Annotated in this window: 16 protein-coding genes; 4 read left to right on the top strand and 12 right to left on the bottom strand. The window is 63.6% G+C overall.

All coding sequences use genetic code 11. The features are described from left to right. Positions 1–17 precede the first annotated feature (17 nt). The 6 genes from KW824_RS15175 to KW824_RS15200 all read right to left on the bottom strand — a co-directional run bounded on the left by KW824_RS15175 (position 18) and on the right by KW824_RS15200 (position 7,169). Positions 18–1,427, bottom strand: coding sequence for an AMP-binding protein (locus KW824_RS15175; RefSeq protein ID WP_218410234.1), 1,410 nt, complete (start codon positions 1,425–1,427; stop codon positions 18–20). Between the two features lie 10 nt (positions 1,428–1,437). Continuing rightward, positions 1,438–2,367, bottom strand: a complete 930-nt coding sequence (gene menC, locus KW824_RS15180; RefSeq protein WP_005329406.1) for an o-succinylbenzoate synthase — start codon at positions 2,365–2,367, stop codon at positions 1,438–1,440. Next, positions 2,367–3,227 (bottom strand): 1,4-dihydroxy-2-naphthoyl-CoA synthase, encoded by an 861-nt coding sequence (gene menB, locus KW824_RS15185; protein ID WP_005329409.1) that lies wholly within the window; start codon positions 3,225–3,227, stop codon positions 2,367–2,369. The genes menC and menB overlap by 1 nt, the downstream gene beginning before the upstream one ends. A gap of 86 nt (positions 3,228–3,313) precedes the next feature. Continuing rightward, positions 3,314–4,081 (bottom strand): 2-succinyl-6-hydroxy-2,4-cyclohexadiene-1-carboxylate synthase, encoded by a 768-nt coding sequence (menH, locus tag KW824_RS15190; protein ID WP_182786747.1) that lies wholly within the window; start codon positions 4,079–4,081, stop codon positions 3,314–3,316. Beyond that, positions 4,071–5,804 (bottom strand): 2-succinyl-5-enolpyruvyl-6-hydroxy-3-cyclohexene-1-carboxylic-acid synthase, encoded by a 1,734-nt coding sequence (gene menD / locus KW824_RS15195; RefSeq protein ID WP_218410235.1) that lies wholly within the window; start codon positions 5,802–5,804, stop codon positions 4,071–4,073. Before menD ends, menH begins: the two co-directional genes overlap by 11 nt. 33 nt (positions 5,805–5,837) lie before the next feature. Continuing rightward, a complete protein-coding gene (locus KW824_RS15200; RefSeq protein WP_182786743.1) occupies positions 5,838–7,169 on the bottom strand; it encodes an isochorismate synthase MenF in 1,332 nt (443 codons plus the stop codon). Positions 7,170–7,376: 207 nt separating this feature from the next. Here KW824_RS15200 and KW824_RS15205 point away from each other — a divergent pair, with 207 nt between their 5' ends. Beyond that, positions 7,377–8,282, top strand: coding sequence for a 1,4-dihydroxy-2-naphthoate polyprenyltransferase (locus KW824_RS15205; protein WP_041207095.1), 906 nt, complete (start codon positions 7,377–7,379; stop codon positions 8,280–8,282). Positions 8,283–8,387: 105 nt separating this feature from the next. Further along, the gene (locus KW824_RS15210) at positions 8,388–8,606 is read left to right on the top strand and encodes a DUF6500 family protein (RefSeq protein ID WP_005327038.1); all 219 of its coding nucleotides are present in this window, start codon (positions 8,388–8,390) and stop codon (positions 8,604–8,606) included. Between the two features lie 74 nt (positions 8,607–8,680). On the opposite strand, the gene KW824_RS15215 is transcribed toward KW824_RS15210, so the two are convergent. Next, complete coding sequence (locus tag KW824_RS15215; RefSeq protein ID WP_218410236.1) at positions 8,681–10,075, bottom strand: PepSY domain-containing protein; 1,395 nt, start codon at positions 10,073–10,075, stop codon at positions 8,681–8,683. A gap of 273 nt (positions 10,076–10,348) precedes the next feature. On the opposite strand from KW824_RS15215, the gene KW824_RS15220 reads away from it, so the two are divergent. After that, entirely contained in the window at positions 10,349–10,756 is a 408-nt protein-coding gene (locus KW824_RS15220) for a hypothetical protein (RefSeq protein WP_218410237.1), read from the top strand. Positions 10,757–10,789: 33 nt separating this feature from the next. Here KW824_RS15220 and KW824_RS15225 read toward each other — a convergent pair whose 3' ends face one another. Both KW824_RS15225 and dbpA read right to left on the bottom strand, forming a co-directional pair. Then, entirely contained in the window at positions 10,790–11,080 is a 291-nt protein-coding gene (locus tag KW824_RS15225) for a YkgJ family cysteine cluster protein (protein WP_041206500.1), read from the bottom strand. Positions 11,081–11,170: 90 nt separating this feature from the next. Beyond that, the gene (gene dbpA / locus KW824_RS15230; protein ID WP_218410238.1) at positions 11,171–12,550 is read right to left on the bottom strand and encodes an ATP-dependent RNA helicase DbpA; all 1,380 of its coding nucleotides are present in this window, start codon (positions 12,548–12,550) and stop codon (positions 11,171–11,173) included. A 530-nt stretch (positions 12,551–13,080) separates the two neighbouring features. Here dbpA and KW824_RS15235 point away from each other — a divergent pair. Further along, the gene (locus KW824_RS15235) at positions 13,081–14,286 is read left to right on the top strand and encodes a NupC/NupG family nucleoside CNT transporter (RefSeq protein WP_041206499.1); all 1,206 of its coding nucleotides are present in this window, start codon (positions 13,081–13,083) and stop codon (positions 14,284–14,286) included. A gap of 395 nt (positions 14,287–14,681) precedes the next feature. Here KW824_RS15235 and KW824_RS15240 read toward each other — a convergent pair whose 3' ends face one another. The 3 genes from KW824_RS15240 to KW824_RS15250 all read right to left on the bottom strand — a co-directional run bounded on the left by KW824_RS15240 (position 14,682) and on the right by KW824_RS15250 (position 16,130). After that, positions 14,682–15,242, bottom strand: coding sequence for a cytochrome b/b6 domain-containing protein (locus KW824_RS15240; RefSeq protein ID WP_218410239.1), 561 nt, complete (start codon positions 15,240–15,242; stop codon positions 14,682–14,684). Between the two features lie 48 nt (positions 15,243–15,290). Then, a complete protein-coding gene (locus KW824_RS15245) occupies positions 15,291–15,560 on the bottom strand; it encodes a PepSY domain-containing protein (protein WP_005332935.1) in 270 nt (89 codons plus the stop codon). Positions 15,561–15,677: 117 nt separating this feature from the next. Further along, on the bottom strand, positions 15,678–16,130 hold the full coding sequence (locus KW824_RS15250; protein WP_005332933.1) for a YaiI/YqxD family protein: 453 nt from the start codon (positions 16,128–16,130) through the stop codon (positions 15,678–15,680). Positions 16,131–16,145: the final 15 nt, after the last annotated feature.

Genomic DNA, 16,145 nt, shown 5'->3' on the forward strand with positions numbered 1-16,145 from the left:
CCATATGGGGGGCTACGTCACTCCTCTTGCCGCAAGGTATGGGCGAGCAGGGTGCGGGAGGGTTTCAGGCTGCCAGCCAGATCAGGCCAGGGCAGCCAGCGGTCCGGCACCATAAAGCCAGGCAAGGAGTGTCTGATCCAGGTCGCCAGTTCGTCGTGGGGCACGGGCTCTGCCAGCCAGTCGATAAAGGCGGCGGGGCGCTGCCCCCACTGTGCGCTGGGGATGGGGACCACCAGGGCCTGGGCCACGGCGGGGTGATCCACAAGGCGCTGCTCTATGGTCTCGGGCTGGATGTTCTCCCCTCCCGAGATGAAGAGGTTGTCGAGCCGCCCCTCCACCACCAGCTCGCCGCCCGGGGCGAAGTGGCCCTTGTCCCGGGTGTGGAACCAGCCCTCCTCATCCAGCGGCAGCACCAGCGCTCCGGCCTGGAAATAGCCGGCAAACAGGGTATCGCCGCGCACGCAGATCTCCCCCTGGCGGATGCAGACCTCCCGCCCGGGCAGGGGCCTGCCCACTACCCCGGCGCCGGCAGGTTGGCCGGTGCAGACCTGGCTACCCATCTCGGAGAGGCCATAACTCGACTTGGGGGTGAACCCCAGGGCCTTGAGCTGGTTGACCAGGGGCTCAGGGATGGCGGCCCCCCCGAGCAGCAGCTCGCACAAGCGGGTGCGGGCGGGATCGAACCCCTCCGCCAGCAGGCGCCAGAGCTGGGTCGGCACCAGCGAGAGGTGGGTGATGGGCTGGCGCTCGAGCCGCTCCTTGAGGGGCTGGGTGCGATCGTCCAGCACCAGGCTGGCCCCCGCCAGGAAGACCCGGAACAGGATGGCGTAGCCACCCACGTGGAACAGCGGCAGGGAGAGCAGCCAGCCGCAGTCGCCATCGAGAGGGATCAGGCTGGCCGAGCCCCGGGCCGAGGCGAGGTGGTTGGCGAGGCGGTGCACCACGGCCTTGGGGCTGCCGCTGGATCCCGAGGTGAGGATCATGTTGCTCGGCCGGTTGGGATCCAGCCACAGAGGCTCGGGGGGGGGCTCCCCCTCGGCCTCGAACTCCAGTTGCAGCCGCCGCCAAGGGCCGGGTGGCATCTCTCCCGCCGACCAGCAGGCGACCACCTCGAGTTGTCGCGCCAGCTCGGCCTGTCTGACGAGGGGGAAGGCGGGATTGAGCGGGCAGAAGACGAGGCCGCTGCGCACGCAGGCCCAGGCCAGCAGCACATCCTCCAGGGCGCCGCGCACCACGGCGGTGAGGCGATCACCCGGCTTCAATCCTGCCTGTGCCAGCTGTTGGCACAGGCCGTTTAGCCGAGTATCCAGCTGCCGATAGGTGAGAGAGATGTGGCCGTGGATGGCGATGTGCTCGGGGGCCGCCTGTGCCCAGTGGCGCACCGGGCAGGCTGCCAGTGAGGCATCAGCTGCACGGGCGGGCGGCATGGGGGCTCCTTCAGTCACGGTGAAACAGAGGTTCCATCAGACTTGGGTCGGGTTGACCCTGTTTGTCCAGCAGATCCCTTGCCAGCCAGCGTCGGGTGTCCAGCCCGGGGGCCTGATCCGGCGCCCACTCCCCCGCGAGGCGGGCGAGCTGACCGAGGCCGATACCGGACTCGAAACAGGAGGAGACGATCACCTTCAGCTTAAGCTCGCGGGCACGGGCCACCAGGGCCTCGCTGTTGGCCAGGGAACCGAGCAGGGTCGGCTTGAGCACCAGGGCTTTCAGCTGGGGTATGGGTTCCCAGGACTTGCCCTGGGCCAGCAATTCGTCGAGGGCCACCGGCATACCGGTACGACTGGCGACGAAGGCGATGTCGGCGAAGTCGGCGCACAGATCTTCCAGGTATTCGATCCGGTTCGGATCCAGGTGACCGCAGAAGGCCCAGGCCTCCTCGCGGGTCCAGCCCTGGTTCGCATCCAGCACCAGCTTGAGATTGGGGCGCCTGTCGAGCAGCAGGCGGATCAGCGCCAGCTCGTCCCGCATGGGGTAGCGAGCCACCTTCAGCTTGGCCTTGAGGGGTGTCTCGTGCAGCCACTGCTTCCAGTTCTTGAGCAGCTCCTGGGGGGAGCCCTGAATGAGGGGATAGGGGTCGGGCAGTGCCGCCGTTTGTTCCGGCCAGACCCGCCGCGCACAGTCCAGACCAAATTGCACCGAGGGCAGCCGGGGGGCCATGGTCTGCCCCCGGGCCAGTTGCGCCAGGCAGGCGAGGCTCTCGGTTTGCGCCTCGGCCAGGCTCTCTCTGGAGAAGCCGGGCAGGGGGGCTATCTCCCCCCAGCCGTCGCCAATGCGCACCAACAGGCCCTCTCGCGCCACCTCCACCTTGCCGTGAAAGGTCAGGGGCTGGGTAAAGGGCAGTTGGTAGCGATAGAGGGCGAGTGTCATCAGGGATTCCGTTTGTATTTGGAGAAGTCGGGACGGCGCTTCTCGTTGAACGCGTTACGCCCTTCCTGACCCTCTTCGGTCATGTAGAACAGCATGGTGGCATTGCCCGCCAGCTCCTGCAAGCCGGCCTGGCCGTCGCAGTCGGCGTTGAGGGCAGCCTTCAGACAACGCAGCGCCATGGGGCTGTTTTGCAGCATCTCACGGCACCAGCGCACGGTTTCCCGCTCAAGCTCGGCCAGGGGGACGACGGTGTTGACCAGCCCCATATCGAGCGCTTGTTGGGCATCGTACATGCGGCACAGGAACCAGATCTCGCGTGCCTTCTTCTGACCGACGATGCGGGCCATGTAGGAGGCGCCCCAGCCGCCGTCGAAGGAGCCGACTTTCGGACCGGTCTGGCCGAACTGGGCGTTGTCGGCGGCGATGGTCAGGTCGCACATCATGTGCAGCACGTGGCCGCCCCCGACTGCATACCCGGCCACCATGGCGACCACGGGTTTCGGGCAGGTGCGGATGTCGCGCTGGAAGTCGAGCACGTTGAGGTGGTGAGTGCCCTCGTCGTCACGGTATCCACCGTAGTCGCCGCGGATCTTCTGGTCGCCACCGGCGCAGAAGGCCTTCTCGCCAAAACCGGTGAGGATGATGGTACCGATATGATCGTCATAACGGGCATCGGCCAGGGCCTGCAGCATCTCTTTCACGGTGCGGGGGCGGAAGGCGTTGCGCACCTGGGGACGGTTGATGGTGATCTTGGCAATGCCATCCAGGGACTTGTGATAGAGGATGTCCTCGTAACCGGCGGAGCAATCCTGCCACTCAATGGGAGCGTACAGTTCCGCTTCCGTCATTGCCTCAATCATGGTGTTTTCCTTCTGGTGTGGTAGCAGTCAGCCGGGCAATCCTGTCAGGGGCGACGGTTGCATGGGGTTGCGCTTCCGTCATTGCGTCAGTCATGACTCTTCTCTTCTGGTTGGTTGACCCACTCCCGCAGGAGCCGGGCAAAGGTGTCGGGCTGGCTGGCGTGCAGGTTGTGCCCGCCATCCAAAGCCAAGTGATTGATATTGCAGCCTTGCTTGACCAGCTGGCAAGCCAGGCGATGGAATTTGTGATCCCTGCTGCCGGAGATCCAGCGCACCGGCAATCGGGTATGGCTCAGCCAGGGGACGAGATCCGGCTGTTTGGCCAGCGATGTGGCGCGCAGCATGGTCGCGATGGCAGGGCCCTCGTTGCCCAGACGGCGGGCTGCCTGGCGGGCACGGGCGGTCTCGTCGAGATCGGCGAACACCCCCTGCCGGTACCAGTCCGCCAGTACCAGGGGCAGGGGTTCCTGCTCGAAGCGCCGGGCCCAGCCCTCATCGTGGGCGAGCCGGGCGGCGCGCTCGGCCACCGGCAGGCCCGGATGGCAGTTCTCCAGCAAGATCGCCTGCAACCCGGCGGGGGACTGGCTGGCATGATAGAGGGCGAGCCGCCCCCCCAGGGAATAGCCTGCCAGCCGGTAGTGCTCGATATCCCGTGCGGCTAGCTCCTCACAGAGCCACTCATGGGCCTGCTCGAAGCCGGTCACCCGCCGCGCCTTGCTGCGGCCGTGGCCAGGCAGATCCAGCGCGTGGCATTCGATCTCCGGCAGGGCTGCGATCACCGGCCGCCAGTCGTCGGCATCGCCGAGCAGGCCGTGCAGCAGCACCAGCGTCGGCTGGTCGGCACTAGCTGCCACGGATTACGCTTCCCAGTGCCTTGAGATCCTCGGCTACCTCGTTGCTCGGCACCTTGATTTCAATCAGGGTTGCCCCGGTTTTCAGCGCGGTGGCGTAGTCCCGTTCAAATTCGTCGAGGGTGGTCGGTGCCCGATAGTTCAGGCCGAACATGGCGGCGGCGTGCTCGAAATGCAGGCCGTGGGGCAGGCAGTAGTAGGTCTCCAGCAGCGAGTCCCTGGTCGGTACCGGCAGCATGCGGAAGATGCTGCCGCCGTCGTTGTTGAGCAGGATCACCACCAGGGGCCGGCTCCCCTTGCCAAGCAGGGCCAGGCTGTTGAGATCGTGCAGAGCGCTGAGATCGCCGAGCAGCAGGGTGGTCGGCTCATCCCTCGACAGGGAGAAACCGAAGGCTGTGGCGATCAGGCCATCGATGCCGGAGGCGCCGCGGTTGGTCATCACCCTGCTGGGGCCCGTACCGGTTTCGCCAAGCATGTCCATCAGCCGGGCCGGCATGCTGTTGCCGACAAACAGCTGGCCCTGGATGAGCCGGTTCAGCCGATGGCAGACACCGAGTTCGGAGAAGCGATCGCAGGCGCTGCGCACCTGCTGGCTGATGCCCTGCTGGCGTTCCGCCAGTCGGTGCCAGGGCAGATGGCGATGGTTCACCTGGTGAGCCGTGGCAAAGGCTCTGGGTGTACACACCAGCCGGCGACGCAGCCGGTAGTCCGGATCCAGCCTGGCCGGTTGCGGGTCTACCAGCCAGTAATCCTGCCAGGGGTGCTGCTTGATGAACTGCCCGAGCCGCTTGGAGATGAGGCGGGCACCGAACTGCAACAGCACCTCGGCCCGGGCCAGCTCGGTCACGAAGCCGCTGTTTTGCAGGGCGAGATCCATGTGGATGAGATTGCGGCTGTCGAAGCGGATCTGGCTCTGCAAGTCCGCCAGCAACGGCCAGCCGAGGTGCTCCGCCAGCTGGATCACCCTCTGTGCCTCGACCGGATCCTGAATGCGGCCGGCGATGATGATGCCGCGTTTGCCCTGCAGCTCGTCCCAGTCGGGCTGGTGTGGGCAGTGCTGCTCGCCCTGCAGCCAGGGGCTCCAGGGCTCGCTTGAATACAGCCAGTCACCGAGCGGTGCCAGGTAGTCGGAAAAGTCCAGGTACGCCTCGCCGGGATAGAGGGGCTCGGGATACATGCAGTTGAAGTGCACCGGCCCGGGGGTCAGTGCCTGCTTGGCCAGCGCCTGATCCACCGAGCTCAGCACGAAGGCGGCCGGAATACTGGGGGTGGGGCTCGGCAGATTCTGCTGATGGACGGGGTAGCGCCCGAAGATCCCCTGCTGATCGATGGCCTGGTTGGCGCCGTTGTCGATGAGTTCGGGGGGCCTGTCGGCGGAGAGGATGATGAGCGGCACACCGGTCAGCTGTGCCTCGGCCACTGCGGGCCAGAGGTTCGCCACCGCGGTGCCCGAGGTCATGATCACCGCCACCGGTCGACCGCTTCCCTTGGCCAGCCCCAGCGCCATGAACCCGAGGCCGCGCTCGTCGAAGTGGAGATGACGGCGAAAGCCGGGGTGGGCGGCGGCAGCCATGGTGAGCGGGGCCGAGCGGGAGCCGGAGGCCAGCGCTATGTCGCGCACGCCGAGGCGATGGAGCTCTTCCAGCAGGAGGGAAGACCAGACGTGATTGAAGGTGGCATGCTGGCTGGCAAACGCTCGGTGCTCAGGCAATTGGCTGGCGGGCATAAGGCTCTCGCGGTGAGGGGTCAATGAAAAACGCTATCCCAGCAGGGAGAGCACGTTGGCGATCTTGTTGTCGAGTTCGGCCCATTCGGCGGCGGGCTCCGAGCCTGCCACTATGCCGGCGCCGGCAAACAGGCTGATGCCCTGCGCCGTGATGCGGGCGCTGCGGATGGCAACCGAGAACTCCGAGGTCTCCCGGCTCAGCATGCCGCAGGCGCCAGCGTACCAGCCGCGATCATAGGGTTCGCTCTCGCGGATAAAGGCGAGCGCCGCCTCGCGGGGGGCACCGCCCACCGCCGGGGTCGGGTGCAGGGCGGCCAGCAGTTGCCAGTCGCACACGCCGGGTTTGAGCTCGGCCTCGATGTCGCACTTGAGGTGCTGCAGCAGCCGCAGTTTCAGGATGCGCGGCTCGGTCAGGGTGGCGTCCGTGGTGAGCGGCGCCAGTCGGCTGAGGATGTCGGCGTGTACCAGCCGGTTTTCCAGCCGGTTCTTGCTGTCTGCCAGCAGCTCGGCGGCCAGGGCTGCGTCGGTCGCCTCGTCCCCGGAACGGCGAATGGTGCCCGCCAGTGCCTCGGTGAAGAGGTGGCACTGCTCCCGGCGATAGAGGCGCTCGGGGGAGCAGGCGATGAAGCTCTGCTCGGGGGAGAACTGGAAGCCGAAGTGGAAGCACTCCTGGGCGTGACGGGCCCACTGGGTCAGCAGGGACCAGGGGCAGAGGGGGGGAATGCTCTCCTCGCTTTCGAGCAGGCTCTCCCGCGACAGCACCACCTTGGGGGTGTGGGCCTGAAAGGCGGGGTCCGTCACCCGCTCTACCAGGCGTTGCCACTGGGCCGGGCCCGGGACATCCCGGCGCTGCCACGACCGTTTTTGCAGTGAGGGCAGGGGCGCTTCCGGTTGCAGGGCGTCGAGGGCAGCCTCGGCCGCCTGCAGCTCGGCATCGAATTCGTGCACCTTATCCTGGGCGGGCAACCAGAGATTGAGGCAGAGACTGATGCACTCTCCACGGCGTACCAGCTCGATACGGGGCAGCACGAAGCGGCAGGGACCGAACCCCTGCCAGCCGGGCTGTGCCGGATCGAACGCCAGGCCGCCGTAGTAGCGGGGGCTGTCTTCACTGCTCGTATTCGCGAGATCGCAGACTCGCTGGATATCCTCTGGCCGGGTCAGCTCGTGGATGGCGCCGAGCGCCACATACTCCGGGCTCTTGGGGCCACGGGCCTGCCAATAGATGCGGGGGTAGAGGGTCTGCGCCGCCAGCCAGCCCGGGAAGAGGTCGACGTTGGCCGCCACGCGCAGCCGCACGAAACCGCTGACAGTGCTGTGACGCAGGGCGTCCAGTTGTTGCTTGAGATGGGTCTGAGCCAACATGGATGTCTTGTCTGAGCCGGATAGTCGCAATCGCTCCGGGGGAGGATGGCGCAGGTTGATGCCAAAGGGCGATGATTTCCTATATATTATCTGCCCATTCTTCCATGTAAATCGCCCGGGGAGCTACCTCCCTAGGGGCCAAGTATACCGAAATCCGGTTCGATAACCCTTAACACGATCAATATCTGATTGTTTGGCCATCACAATATGACAAATACCTTCTCTGTTTGGTTGCTGGCGGCGCGTTTGCGAACACTGCCTCTGGCGTGCTCCTCCATTTTGCTGGGCTCGGGGCTCGCAGCCAGCCGGGGAGCCTTCGACGGCGCCATCATGGGTCTCTCTCTTTTGACCGCCATCCTGCTGCAGATCCTCTCCAACCTGGCCAATGACTATGGTGATGCGGTCTCCGGTGCCGACAACGGGGAGCGGATTGGGCCCCAGCGCGCCGTGGTCTCCGGCCTCATTACCAGGCACCAGATGTGCGTGGCCATGGGATTGACCGCGCTGGCGGCCGTGGTGAGCGGGCTCTCCCTGCTGGTCTGCGCCTTCGGGGAGGCCTGGCAGCAGATCCTGACGTTCATCCTGCTGGGGGGGGCGGCCATCGTCGCGGCCATCACCTACACGGTGGGCAAGACTCCTTATGGCTATCGGGGGTTCGGGGACATCTCGGTATTCCTGTTCTTTGGCCTGCTGGGGGTGCTCGGCTCCTACTACCTGTTCACCCATAGCCTGGAATGGGACCTGTTGCTGCCTGCCACCGCCTGCGGCCTGCTGGCGACCGCCGTGCTCAACATCAACAACGTGCGGGACATCGAGACGGACGCCGCCAGCGGCAAGATCACCCTGGCGGTGCGGCTTGGCCGCCACCGCGCCATCGCCTATCACTGGGGGCTGCTGGGGGCAGCGCTGCTGGCCACCATCGCCTTCCTGCTGACTCAGCCCGCGAGCGTCTGGCCCTGGATCTTCCTGCCCGCCATGAAGCCGCTCACCGATGCCGCCCGTACCCTGCGGGAGAGCCTCGATGGCGAGGTGTTGACCGGCGCCCTCAAGAAGACCGCCATCAGCGCCTTCCTGTTCAGCCTGCTGCTCTCAGCGGGGCTGGCCCTCTCCTGACCCAGTGGCATGCTATCGGTCATGCAAAGGGCTCCCGAATGGGAGCCCTTTTTGCAGGCTGAGGTATGCTGTCCGCCATTTCACTCATCAGGCAGGAACGTCACCATGCGCGACTCGCTCAAGCAGAAAATCATCCAGGTCTGCCACCAGAAAATTGCCCGGAAGGGGGAGGGGGTGGGTGTCTCCTTCTATGCCTTTTTCGCCAACAGGAACGACGACCCCGAGCTGTTGATGGAGGCGGCGACCTGGTGGATCCAGACCCACAGACTCGACCACTTCGAGAAGGCACGGAAGATCATCGCACTGGTCGAGGCGATGAGATAGGGCGGGGAAGAGACCAGAAGGGCTCCGGATGAGGGGCCCTTCTGGTTGTTTGTCGCCATCGCAGGGGAGTGATCTCAGTTGGCGGGTGCCACGGCCGTGCGGCGAGCGAAGAAGAGGCAGTCCAGCAACCAGATGACCAGCATGGAGGCGCCCACCAGCGGGAAGCAGATCCCGAGCAGCACCAGCACGGCGATGGCACCGCGCATGGGAGGCAGCTTGGCAGGCAGCGGCGGGGCGGCGAGCCTGCCCCGGGGACGGCGGCTCCACCAGATCCAGAGCCCGCTCACCGAGCTGGCCAGCACCATCAGGCAGATGAGCAGCATGACGAGCTGGTGGGGCCAGCCGTAGAGCTTGCCGGTGTGCAGCATGACGCCGGTTTCCACCGTCTTGGCGACCGCGCCATAATCCTGCCAGCGCACGTCGGCCAGCACCTTACCGCTGTACTGATCTATGTGCAGGGTGGCGTCGTTGCGCGGATCGTCGGCGAACAGGGCTATGGTATAGACGCCGGTGTCACCGGCCGGCGGCGTGATGCTGTAACCCGGATGAACCCGACGTTCGGTGGCGATCTCCACCACCCGTTGCAAGGGGATGCGGTGGCTGGCCATGACCATGCCGTCGTGCTCTCCGCCATGGTTCATGGCGCTGTGATCATGATTTTCCGGAACCGGCTGCGAGCTCGGCATGGGAGTGCTCTCGACGGCCCAGGGCACCGTCTGTTCATGGGCATGGTTGAGGGTGCGGGCGAGAGGAGCGGATTTCGGTACCTCGTTCCACATGGCGGCCGGGAAGCGGTTCCAGACGGCGGCAAACTGATCGCCCCAGAAACCGGTCCAGGTCATGCCGCTCAGCAGCAGCAACAGCAGGAAACCCGCGCCCCAGAAGCCGACCACGGCGTGCAGATCCCGCCACCAGAGGCGGCCGCGCTGGTGCATTCTGGGCCAGAGGATGCCACCCACACCGGGCCCCCTGCGGGGCCACCAGAGATAAAGGCCGCTGACGAGCAGCACGATTCCCCAACCAGCGGCCAGCTCGATCAGGCGATCCCCCGTGGTGCCGAGCAGCAGTTCCGCATGCAGGGCGCGGGCCACCGCCTGCAGGTTCCACTTGTTATCCATGGTGCCTAGCAGGGCGCCGCTGGCGGGATCCATGAACAGGGTCAGCTCGCGATCCCCCTGGTTGACGACGAGCTGGGCGCTCGCGTCAGTGGCCGCGGGGGGCAGGTATTTGCGCAGGCTGGCATCGGGCATGGCGATCGTCGCCTTGGCCAGCAGTTGATCGGCGCTCAGGGTCTGGGTGGCGGGGGTTACCTTCATCAGCTCGGGGTACAGCAGGTTGTCGAGCTGGGGTTTGTACAGATACAGGATGCCGGTGAGAGAGAGCAGGATCAGAAAGGGAGCGACGAAGAGACCGGCATAGAAATGCCAGCGCCAGATCCGCTGGTAGTGACTCGAGTCCCGGTTTTTCATCTCTGATCCTTGTGTCAATGACCAACGTTTCAGTTGGTGGAATGTTGGTGGCGGCGCGGATGATAGCAGCAACGTTTTATTAACTGCAACAGAACATGGCGGGAGGGGAGACCAATCCATACTGGCGTGGTCGCCATGCCAGTCATGGGCGATCCGGTGGTGGAGCAAGGGCTTGGCCATGCGGGGTGGCATGGACTTTCTGTAGATAAATCCTTACCTTGTTGCAACATCAGGCGGCGCCGGCGCGGCGAAAAACGCATGGGAGGAGGGGGCGTGCACTTGCAACCACACGGTCATTTCGAGATGCAGCGACAGGGGCAGGTGCTGATTTGCCGCCCGAGCGGCCCTTTCAATCTGGCGGGCGCCATGGCCTATGAGGCGGCGTTCAGCCAGCAGATCGCAGGATTGCGCGATGCGCCCTGGGGTATTGTCGAGGTGGCGACCGAGTTCGAAGCCGCCGGTCCCGAGGTGCTGGCGCGGTTTCGTCGTCAGTTTGGCTGGTGTACCGCCAATGGCTGCGCCTTTCTGGCGGTGGTGGCGGTGGGTGGGTTCAAACGCTATCTGGCGGATCAGGTCTTCAGCGATCTGCCGTTCAGGGCGGTGCGTTACTTCGAGCAGGAGGCTGCGGCCATCCACTGGTTGGGGAAGCAGCTCGGCGGCGACGTCACACCGGTGAGCTGACCCGACAGCCCGGGGCTGTTCTGTCTGCCAGTCTCATTCCAGCTTGATAAACCACTTGTCCCGTTCGTCGACACAGTCGGGCTCGCCCATCTCGAATTCACGGCAGATCAGCGGTCGTACCTCATAGATGCGGCACATCATGGTGTTGCGGTCGAGCGCCGCACACCAGCCATCTTCCAGCCGGCGCATCACGGGGATCTCCCCTTCCCGATCGAGCACATAGCGATCCGGCACGCCGGTGTCGGTAAAGAGCATCACTTCGAGACGGCAGCAGCAGGCTTCGCAGTTCTGGCAGCTCACATCGGTTTGGATTGCTTGGGTCATGGTGCCTGTCTTGCCGCATGGCGGCATCCAAATATATGAAACAGGCGCCTGTCAGGCGCCTGTGGTCTGGCCAATGGCTTGTAAAGAACCTTAGCCCAGTTTGCGGGCACGGTAGCTGCGCCCCTTGATCTTGCCTTCCTGCAGTCGCTTGAGGGCGGCGCTCGCTACCTGACGCTTGACTGCCACGTAGGAGTACTGCTCGGAGATCTGGATCTTGCCCACGTCGGCACCGGCAATGCCGCCTTCGCCGGTCAGCGCACCCAGGATATCACCGGCCCGCACCTTGGTCTTGCGGCCAGCATCGATGGAGAGAGTCACCATCTGTGGTGCAATCGGCTTGATCTCGCGACCTATGCTGTCGAGATCACCCAGCGGCATGGGTGCCTGCTGGTACTCCTCGATCAGGTTGACGCGTTGCGCTTCGCTGGGCTGATACAGGCTCAGGGCCAGGCCCTGCTGGCCGGCACGACCGGTACGGCCGATGCGGTGCACGTGCACCTCGGGGTCATAGGTCAGCTCGTAGTTGATGACGGCGCCCAGCTCCTTGATGTCCAGGCCACGGGCTGCCACGTCGGTCGCGACCAGGATGGTGGCGCTGCCGTTGGCGAAGCGTACCAGCACCTGATCCCGTTCCCGTTGTTCCAGATCGCCGTTCAGCGCCAGCGCCGAGAAGCCCTTGGCGGCCAGGTGATCGGCCACGTCGTTGCAGGCGCGCTTGGTGTTGCAGAACACCACGCAGGAGCCTGGCTGATAGTGGCTCAGCAGCCAGGTGAGGGCGTCGAGGCGCTGACCGGCCGGCACTTCATACAGCTTCTGTTCGATGGCACTGCCCTCGTGCAGGGACTCCACGCTCACCTCGACCGGGTTGCGCTGCACGCCGCGGCTCATCTGGGCGATCCCCTCCGGATAGGTGGCGGAGAACAGCAGGGTCTGACGGCGCTCGGGCGCATAGCTGATGACCCTGTTGATGTCTTCGCCAAAGCCCATGTCCAGCATGCGATCCGCTTCGTCCAGCACCAGGGTCTCCAGGCTGGAGAGTTCCAGGGTGCCCTGCTCCAGGTGCTTGAGAATGCGGCCCGGAGTGCCGACGGCGATGTGGGCACCGAAGCTCAGGGTGGCAGATTGCGGTGCGGTCGGGGTGCCGCCACACAGGGTCACCAGCTTGACGTTCGGCAGGGCGCGGGCCAGACGACGGATCTCCTGGGCCACCTGATCCGCCAGCTCGCGGGTCGGACAGAGCACCAGGGCCTGTACGTCGACACGGTTGATGTTGAGGCGGGAGAGCAGGCCGAGGGCGAAGGCGGCGGTCTTGCCGCTGCCGGTTTTTGCCTTGGCAATCAGGTCTTTGCCTTCGAGTACCAGAGGCAGGCTCTGAGCCTGGATCGGGGTCATCTGCAGATAGCCCAGGCTGGTGAGGTTCTCTTGCAGGGCGGGGGAGAGATTGAGGCTGCTAAATTCGCTGTTGTTCACAAAAGGACTCTATTTCGGAGAAAACGGGGATGCGCGAACGCTAAGGCCGCGCATCATACCAGAATGTGACACCGGATGTGGCGGATTTTTGAACGGTTGACCCAGCGCAACCTCAACGTGGGCTCATCCGTCGCCATGGCGACAGAGAGGTGCCACGGGGATGGCTCGAGGTGAATGTTTACGGTATTCAGGTAATTATTTATCAAGGGTAAACGTTTTCTGTTCTGGTTGATTAAATATCATGGCTGAAACATGAGTAATATTTGAATGCGAATGTTGCGGGAGTGATAATGAAATATTGATCGGCACTGTTGCTGCAATCAGAATAAATATAAATTAATGTTTTTTAAGGTTATTTTGATTTTTAGTTGCGCGATTAATATCCCGTTTCCGCTTAATTAATTTAAAAACGTTTGTATTATCTCGCATACATATTATTGAGTCGGATTGTGATGGCTATCTGATTTTTAAATATACGATTCTTTATGATGGCGCCGGTCAAAAATAACAATTCACTGGGTGCTACTGGTATGGAATACGTTCACTTTGTGCTTGGACTCGTGATGGTCCTCGCGCTGGCGTTGCTGGCAAACCGCCACAACTGGAAACAGATTAAACTGCGCTATATCGGCCAACTGCTGGTGGTCGAACTGGCGTTGGCCTGGTTCATGCTGAACTCCGAAGTGGGTCTGGCTGTGGTGGGTGGCTTCGCCGCCGGCTTCACCAAGTTGATGGAGTTTGCCAAACAGGGTACCGACTTCGTGTTCGGTGGCCTGGTCAACGAAGGGGCCTTCTCCTTCTTTCTGATGGTGCTGATGCCCATCGTCTTCATCTCGGTGCTGATCGGCATCCTGCAGTACATCCGCCTGCTGCCCATCGTCATTCGTGGCATCGGTACCGTGCTGGCGAAGATCAACGGCATGGGCAAGCTGGAGTCCTTCAACGCCATCAGTTCGATGATCGTCGGCCAGTCCGAGAACTTCATCGCGCTCAAGAACACCTTGCCGCACCTGAACGAGAAGCAGATGTACACCCTGGCGGCGACGGCCATGTCCACCGTCTCCATGTCCATCGTCGGTGCCTACATGCAGCTGATCGAGCCCCGTTACGTGGTGGCCGCGCTGGTGCTCAACATGTTCAGCACCTTTATCGTGCTGTCCCTGATCAACCCGTACGAGCCGGACAATACAGTGACCGACGCCAAGGCGCTGGCCGAGGGTGACGAGCACCACACTCCGAAGAAGGAGAACTTCTTCGAGATGCTGGGGGAGTACATCATGGCCGGTTTCTCCGTGGCCGTGATAGTGGCGGCCATGCTGGTGGGGTTCATCGCCCTGATCGCCCTGGTCAACTACCTGTTCGAGCTGGCGTTTGGCGTCAACTTCCAGTACGTCATGGGTTACCTCTTCTATCCGATCGCCTGGATCCTGGGTATTCCGAGCGGTGAAGCGCTGCAAGCCGGCTCCATCATGGCGACCAAGCTGGTGACCAACGAGTTCGTGGCCATGATGGATCTGGGCAAGATCGCTGCCGAGCTCTCCCCGCGCACCGTCGGCATCCTCTCCATCTTCATGGTGTCGTTCGCCAACTTCAGCTCCATCGGCATCATCGCCGGTGCGGTGAAGGCACTGAACGAAGAGAAGGGCAACATGGTCTCCCGCTTCGGTCTGAAGCTGGTGTACGGCTCCACCCTGGTGAGCCTGCTCTCCGCCGTGATCGCCGGTGTGATGATCTGAGCGCGCCTCGCCATCACCACGACAAACCCCTGCCTCGGCAGGGGTTTGTTTTTTGGGACGACCCGGCCGCCGGTCGCGGTGCTTGAGGGGCCAGAACAACCCTAGGCTGGCGAAAGTGGGCCTGTCTCCCGACCGGTGGCTGAGGGGGCCAATAATGAGTGCATCCTTGCCCCCGGTTTGCAGCGGGGCGCGGGGCGGCGTTGTGGGTATGGGTTGTCACGGGCTGGCGTCGGCCAGGGCCGGCGTCAGCAGGAATATGTGGGGGATCAGGGGCTGGTGACGGGCAACAGCAGGTACCTTGGGGCTGTCGTGATGGTCAGCACGGGGGCATGGCGGCGCATCTTTCCTGTGTCGCGGGCCATTGCAGCAAAAAACCGGGGCCGGGGGCGGCCCGGTCATTCGCTGCGCGGATCTTCCACCTTGGCATCGGCGGGTACCCGTTTTTTGCCCAGTACCATGGCGCGCACCAGGTCGCTGCGGGTGAGACGATCGGTCAGGATCACCACAGCCGCATGGACGCCGACGGCGGCCATCAGGGTGTTGGCAATGGTCCCGTGCAATTCCTCCAGCCAATCCTCACCCCAGAAGGCATCCCAGGTGGTGAGCCAGCCTGTGACGACGGTACCGACCAGCGACAGCAGCAGCAGCCAGATCATCAGAGCCCCGACCGGGTTGTGGCCCAGGTAATAGGGGTGGCGACCTTGTGCCAGCTGGCGCAGGTAATAACGAATGCGGGCTGGCGTCGGCCACCACTGGCCGAAGCGGGCGTAATGGGGGCCGACTATGCCCCACAACAGGCGGATGATGAGCAGGATGCCCACCACGTAGCCGGCATATTTGTGGGGCTTGCTGCCCTCTTCCAGGATGAAGAAGTTGAGCAGGCAGAGGGTGACGGTGGCCCAGTGAAACACCCGGATAAGGGGATCCCAGACTTTCACTTCAGACGGGGTTGTCATGGCAAGGTTCCATCAAAGGGGTCGGAGACAGACGAGCCCATGGCAGGGTTATTCGTCAATCTCTTCTTTCACTTTCTTCAGATCGGTCGGGTCGAAGTAGATCTCGACCTTGCGTTTGTCCTTGTCCCAGCCGTAGATCTCGTAGCAACTGGTCTTGGTCACCTTGAACTTCTTGATGTCGTAGCCCATCGCCTTGATCTGCTGTTGGGCATCTGCTTCGCTCAGCCACTTGCTCTTGTCGGTCTGGGTACACTGGGGGTCGGCCAGAGCGGCGCCGCTCAGCAGGGGGATCAGTAACAACAGAGGGGTCAGTTTCATGTGTACTCCTTGGGGTGGTTGGGTCAACAGCCACAAGGTTAGTCCACAAGCCTTAAGAAAAAATTAAGCGAAAAGGGAAATGAATGAGCCTCCCCTGCGGCAAGCCGGGGAGAGGCATCAGCTGAGCTTGCCCTTGAGCAGCCATTTGTCGAGGGCATTGGCGAAGCGCTGTTTGTCAGCGGCGTTGAAGGGGGCCGGGCCGCCGGTCTGCACCCCGGCCGAGCGCAGCTCTTCCATGAAGTTGCGCATGCCGAGCCGGGCCTGGATGGTCTCGCGGGTGTAGATCTCGCCACGGGGATTGAGCGCCTCGCCGCCGGCATCGATGACCCAGGAGGCAAGCGGAATGTCGCCGGTGATCACCAGATCGCCGGGCTGCACCTGCTGGGCAATGACATGATCCGCCACATCGAATCCCTTCTCCACCTGCTGGGTCTTGATGAAGGGGGAGGGGGGAACCCGCAGCCCCTGATTGGCCACCAGGGTGGTGACGACTTGGGCGCGGTGGGCGGCGCGGTAGAGGATCTCCTTGACCGGAATGGGGCAGGCATCGGCATCGACCCAGATGGGCATGGCATGGTTTCCTGT

The sequence above is a fragment of the Aeromonas sp. sif0611 genome, assembly GCF_019218845.1.
Lineage (GTDB): Bacteria > Pseudomonadota > Gammaproteobacteria > Enterobacterales > Aeromonadaceae > Aeromonas > Aeromonas media.